Annotated in this window: 6 protein-coding genes; 2 read left to right on the forward strand and 4 right to left on the reverse strand. The window is 51.7% G+C overall.

Features of this window, described 5'->3' with window-relative positions:
• Positions 1-95: 95 nt before the first annotated feature.
• The 3 genes from BIS10_RS19090 to BIS10_RS17380 are packed head-to-tail and all read right to left on the reverse strand — an operon-like array spanning position 96 to position 2,328.
• The gene (locus BIS10_RS19090; protein WP_392567196.1) at positions 96-629 is read right to left on the reverse strand and encodes a glycerate kinase; all 534 of its coding nucleotides are present in this window, start codon (positions 627-629) and stop codon (positions 96-98) included.
• A complete protein-coding gene (locus BIS10_RS19095; protein WP_392567197.1) occupies positions 535-1,254 on the reverse strand; it encodes a glycerate kinase in 720 nt (239 codons plus the stop codon). Before BIS10_RS19095 ends, BIS10_RS19090 begins: the two co-directional genes overlap by 95 nt.
• 9 nt (positions 1,255-1,263) lie before the next feature.
• A complete protein-coding gene (locus BIS10_RS17380) occupies positions 1,264-2,328 on the reverse strand; it encodes a tartrate dehydrogenase (protein ID WP_253507180.1) in 1,065 nt (354 codons plus the stop codon).
• A 115-nt stretch (positions 2,329-2,443) separates the two neighbouring features.
• Between BIS10_RS17380 and BIS10_RS17385 the strand changes: the two genes are divergently transcribed.
• Complete coding sequence (locus tag BIS10_RS17385; RefSeq protein WP_083023465.1) at positions 2,444-3,343, forward strand: LysR substrate-binding domain-containing protein; 900 nt, start codon at positions 2,444-2,446, stop codon at positions 3,341-3,343.
• Between the two features lie 87 nt (positions 3,344-3,430).
• Entirely contained in the window at positions 3,431-3,820 is a 390-nt protein-coding gene (locus tag BIS10_RS17390) for a RidA family protein (protein ID WP_083023468.1), read from the forward strand.
• Positions 3,821-3,903: 83 nt separating this feature from the next.
• On the opposite strand, the gene BIS10_RS17395 is transcribed toward BIS10_RS17390, so the two are convergent.
• The gene (locus tag BIS10_RS17395; protein ID WP_301282089.1) at positions 3,904-4,845 is read right to left on the reverse strand and encodes a tripartite tricarboxylate transporter permease; all 942 of its coding nucleotides are present in this window, start codon (positions 4,843-4,845) and stop codon (positions 3,904-3,906) included.
• Between the last annotated feature and the right edge of the window lie 97 nt (positions 4,846-4,942).

The following is a 4,942-nucleotide window of genomic DNA, read 5'->3' on the forward strand; positions in this document are numbered from 1 at the left end:
AGCGCCGACACAGCACAAGTGATAACTTGTCACCGGTTGAGTATGAAAGGCGTTACTTTAAGAGCCTAACGGGTGTCTAGAATATCCGGGGCGATTCACTCCTTGGGTAGGTTGCTTAAGTGATTCACCTTCATTAAGCGCGCCAACGATTCACAGCGATCTTCAATCAGCTTGGCGCTCTGGGCGATGGCATCGGCAAGTAAGACAGGGCCGTCTACCAGTGAAAACGCAGCGGTGACACCCATTTGATAGGCGTTCTGCCAGCCAGTACCCAAACCGCCTGCCAGCACCACAACGGGCACGCCCTGAATAGCCGCTGCTTTAGAGACGCCGATAGGCGTTTTCCCTGCAAGGCTCTGCCCGTCTAACTGCCCTTCTCCCGTCACCACCCAATCGCACTCGTTTAAAAGGAGAGCAAATTGGCTGTGCTTCATCACAAGCTCGATACCGGGCGTTAGCTCAGCATTCAGCGCAACCTGGGCGACAAAGCCCATTCCCCCGGCCGCGCCCGCACCAGGAAAATCGACCAATGGTTTATCCAGCGCCAGACAAAGACACCGTGCAAAGTTCGCTAATGCGAGATCCAACCTTGTGACCGAGCCTGCCGCGACTCCTTTTTTGTGGCCCAAAGATTGCGGTGGCCCCGTCTTGACCGAGCAAAGGGTTACTAACATCCACAGCCGCAGTAAATGACACGCTGGCAAGCCTGGGGTCTAGCGCATCCAGCGCCACGCGCTGAACCCTTTCAAGTGCGGCGGCTCCCAAAGGTAGGCAGTGGCCCTCTGCATCCAGAAGCTGTGCGCCTAGGGCCGTCAACATGCCTGCACCGGCGTCGTTGGTAGCGCTTCCTCCTAACGTCAGCACAATATGCTGGACCTGTTTATCCAGCGTTGCGCGGATAAGCTGGCCAACGCCAAAGGTGCTAGCACACTCCACAGCACCTGGCTTGCTCGCCATATCAGCGCATAACCCACTTGCCTGCGCCAGTTCAATAAATGCCGTCGCATTCTGCTCATCCCACCCCCAAGCCGCCTGATGCTCACGACCATATGCATCAATTACAGAAAGCGTTTGCCGCGTGGCATGACCGCTGACTAACAGAACATCCAATGTCCCTTCTCCGCCATCAGCAAGCGGGCATTGAGTAATCTGAGCATCAGGGCAGCCGCGCTTGAAACCACGCGCCATGGCTGCAGCGGCTTCAGTCGCGCTAAGCGATCCTTTATAGCTATCTGGCGCTATCAAGATGTTCATTACGATTGCTTACGCCTGGCTTTCAATATCAGAACAAATAGCGAGAGTGACATCGTGGGTAGTAGCCGTACCTCCAAGATCCTTGGTCTGTAATCCTGAAGCCGTTAGACGCTCAATGGCTGCCATAAGACGCTCAGCGGCTAACTGTTCGCCCAGATGCTCCAGCATCATGACAGCGGTCCAGAAAGAACCTACAGGGTTAGCTATGCCCTGCCCCGCAATGTCAAAGGCAGAACCGTGGATGGGCTCAAACATCGAGGGGAACTGACGTTCTGGATTAAGGTTTGCAGTGGGCGCAATCCCCAGACTGCCTGAAAGTGCAGCGGCTAAATCAGAAAGAATATCGGCGTGCAAATTAGTCGCCACCACCACGTCTAGCGTGTCGGGCTTCAACACCATGCGCGTGGTCACCGCATCTACCAACTCGCGGTCAATAGAAACATCGGGATACTCTTTAGCGACTTCAAAGAAAACCTCATCCCACAGCACCATACCGTGGCGTTGAGCATTAGATTTAGTAACCAGAGTAAGCTGTTTACGGGGCCGACTTTGGGCCATCTCGAAGGCAAAACGGTGGATACGCTCAATACCTTTGCGAGAGAAAATCGACACTTCTGTCGCTACTTCATCCGGTAGCCCACGGTGAACGCGACCACCATTACCTGAGTACTCACCCTCGCTGTTTTCACGAATAATCACCCAGTCAATCTTGTCAGCATGCTGTAACCGGCTGTTGACTCCCGGTAATACACGCGCAGGACGAACATTGGCGTATTGGTCAAAACCCTGACAAATAGCTAACCGCAGCTCCCAAAGTGAAATATGGTCGGGTACTTGCTGGCTGCCCACTGCACCAAAGTAAATGGCATCAAACGTCGCTAATTTTTCTAGGCCGCCCTCGGGAATATACTGGCCTTGATCCAGATAGCGCTGGGAACTCCAGTCAAACTCTTCGAAATTAAAGGCGAAGTCACCGCTTTTCTTCGCCAACGCTTCAAGCACTTTTTTACCAGCGCCAATCACTTCTGTACCGATACCATCACCAGGGATGACTGCCACGTTATGTGTACGCATTGGATGCTCCTGCTTGTTAAGGGCTTATTGCTAGGGACTGAACGCATCCTAGGTGACATCATAAGAATTCGGCAATAAACTCAGAGTTAATTTAGATATAACCTAAGAGTTAATAATGAGCAGCGTATCTGAACTCGATTTTTTTATTTTACTTTGCGCGGAAGGCAGTATTTCAAACGCTGCGAAAGCGCTGGATATTTCTTCGGCGGCGGCTAGCAAACGACTAGCTCAAATTGAAAAAAACATGGGTTGTCAGCTAGTTATTCGATCTACAAGAGCTATGAGCCTCACTAGCAGCGGGCAGCTATATCTTGAATATGCACAGAAAATTAGCCGTGAAATGGAGACGATGCGACGTGCGATCCGCCAGCAGAGCACTGGCGCAGAAGGGACCATACGGATTAATGCACCGTTTGGATTTGGACGAAAGTATATGGCAGATGCCATCTCACAGTTTGTGCGTGACTATCCACAAATTGACTGCCAGCTCTATTTAACGGATCACCCGGTAAATCTCATTGAGCGCTCATTTGATGTGTGCATCCGTTTTGGCAACTTACCTGACTCCACGCTGCACGCCCGTAAATTGGTCACCCACCAACGGTGGCTATGTGCGGCTCCTCGCTATTTAAAAAAAGCGGGCACCCCTGAACATCCACGTGAGCTTGCTCAACATAACTGTTTATTTTTACGTCAAAACGATGACACCTATGGCAACTGGACGTTTATTAAAGAGAACGAGCATCACCACGTCAAAGTGGCTGGTTCGCTAAGCGCTAACGATGGTGAAACCGTTTTACACTGGACACTGCAAGGGATGGGCGTGACGGTTCGGGCAGAGTGGGATGTTGTGAAACATTTGAAAAGCGGCAAGCTGATTCGCTTACTGCCTGACTACGCTTTACCTAACGCTGATATTTATGCGGTTTATCCTTACAGCCAATACACGCCGATTCGAGTGCGGTTGCTCATTGATTTTTTAGCGGAGTATTTGCGCAAACCATTGGATTTTTAACTGTTACTCATTATTGAACGACTACAAAAGTAACGAGTCAGAAGCAATTAGGCCGCTTTATTTGAGCCTTAATGCCAAGGAGAGCACATGACACAGTTCATCAACGACCCTACCCTGCCAAAACCCAGTTTTCCGGGTAGTCACATGGTAGTTGACGATCACTATATTTTTATTTCTGGCCTGACAGTCGCCGACCTTTCCAACGGCAGCGCCTCCCGTGGCGATGTCAAAGAAGAAACCCGCTTAGTGATGCGCGAGCTGGAACGTATGTTGGTGCAAGAAGGTAGCAGCCTTGCGGACGTGGTTCGCGTGGATGTTCACCTAACTGACCTAAAACAGATCAATGCTCTAGACAGCATCTACGCCGAATTTTTTGAGCCAGGGCGCTACCCAGCGCGAACTTGTACTGAATCACCCCACATTTGCGGTGGCAGTACCGTGGAGATCACGCTGATGGCACAGCGCGTCAAGCAATAACGCTTCTTGTTTTGTTGCTATCACTTAAACACAAAAAGCCACATAGGTGGCTTTTTGTGAGTTCGTCTTTAGCTCGCGCCGTTTTACAGTCCCGCCAACATTCCTGTCGGATAGGTCAGCGTTAGCAGGTTGGCCATCCCCATCAGAAATAGCGTGACGCCCGCCGCCAGCCCCACGGCAGCTACTGGTTTCATCCGTGCCACCACCAGTAAGAACCCTAGGCAAAATACCGCAGCGGCAAATAGGAAGCCCAGCACCATCACACTGCCTATTAATGCGAAGAAACCGGCGACCCAAATCAACTGCTGACTCAATGTCTGCGTTTGCCACTTCATCGGCTTGATGACCGTTCTGATAATTTCCATCACGCACGCCGCGACAATAATGGCAATCGCCAGCCTAGGCATAATGCCACCCAGCATGGAAAGATCCGCAAAGGCCCACCACGTGTACCCCGCCACTGCTAATAGGCTAACCAGCAACACGACATCGATCACGCCCAGTGCCAGCGGAGCCACTTCCTCCTGAAGCTCATGGGTCATGGGTTCATTTGCTTGGCGGCGCTTTTTCAAGTAGCTGCGTAGAGGCGGGAGTAGCAGTGATGCCGCAATCAGAGCACCAATGATCAGCACGCCAGGCCGCATAAAGGCCTCAGCCCCCTGAAACTGGGCAGCTTGATAGAAGTACGCTTCGGCACCGGGCGCGAGCACAAAACCAATCAAGAAGGCAGGACGAGACCAATTCGCCTGCTTGAACAGCACACCAATCGCGCCAATGATACCGAGTGCAAAGAGATCCCCCAGCGAGCGCGTTGCTTGGTAGGCCGCAAAGAGAATCAAGATGGTAATCAGCGGCGCTAAAATCACGAACGGCACTCGCGTTAAGCTAGCCACCGGGCGCGCTAAACCTAAACAGAGCGCAGCGCCTAAGATATTCGCCAAAGCTAACGACCAAATAATGGTGTACGTCAGGTCAAGGTTCGTCTCCAACATACTCACCCCAGGCTGAAGGCCCAGCAGTAGCAATGATCCTGCCCAGTAACGGTGGACACCTCAAGAACGTCATACGTTACGATGAGGTGAACCATGGCAAGATCGACAACATCAATGAAGAAAAAATCAT

The sequence above is a fragment of the Halomonas sp. 707B3 genome, assembly GCF_024158645.1.
Classification (GTDB): domain Bacteria; phylum Pseudomonadota; class Gammaproteobacteria; order Pseudomonadales; family Halomonadaceae; genus Vreelandella; species Vreelandella lionensis.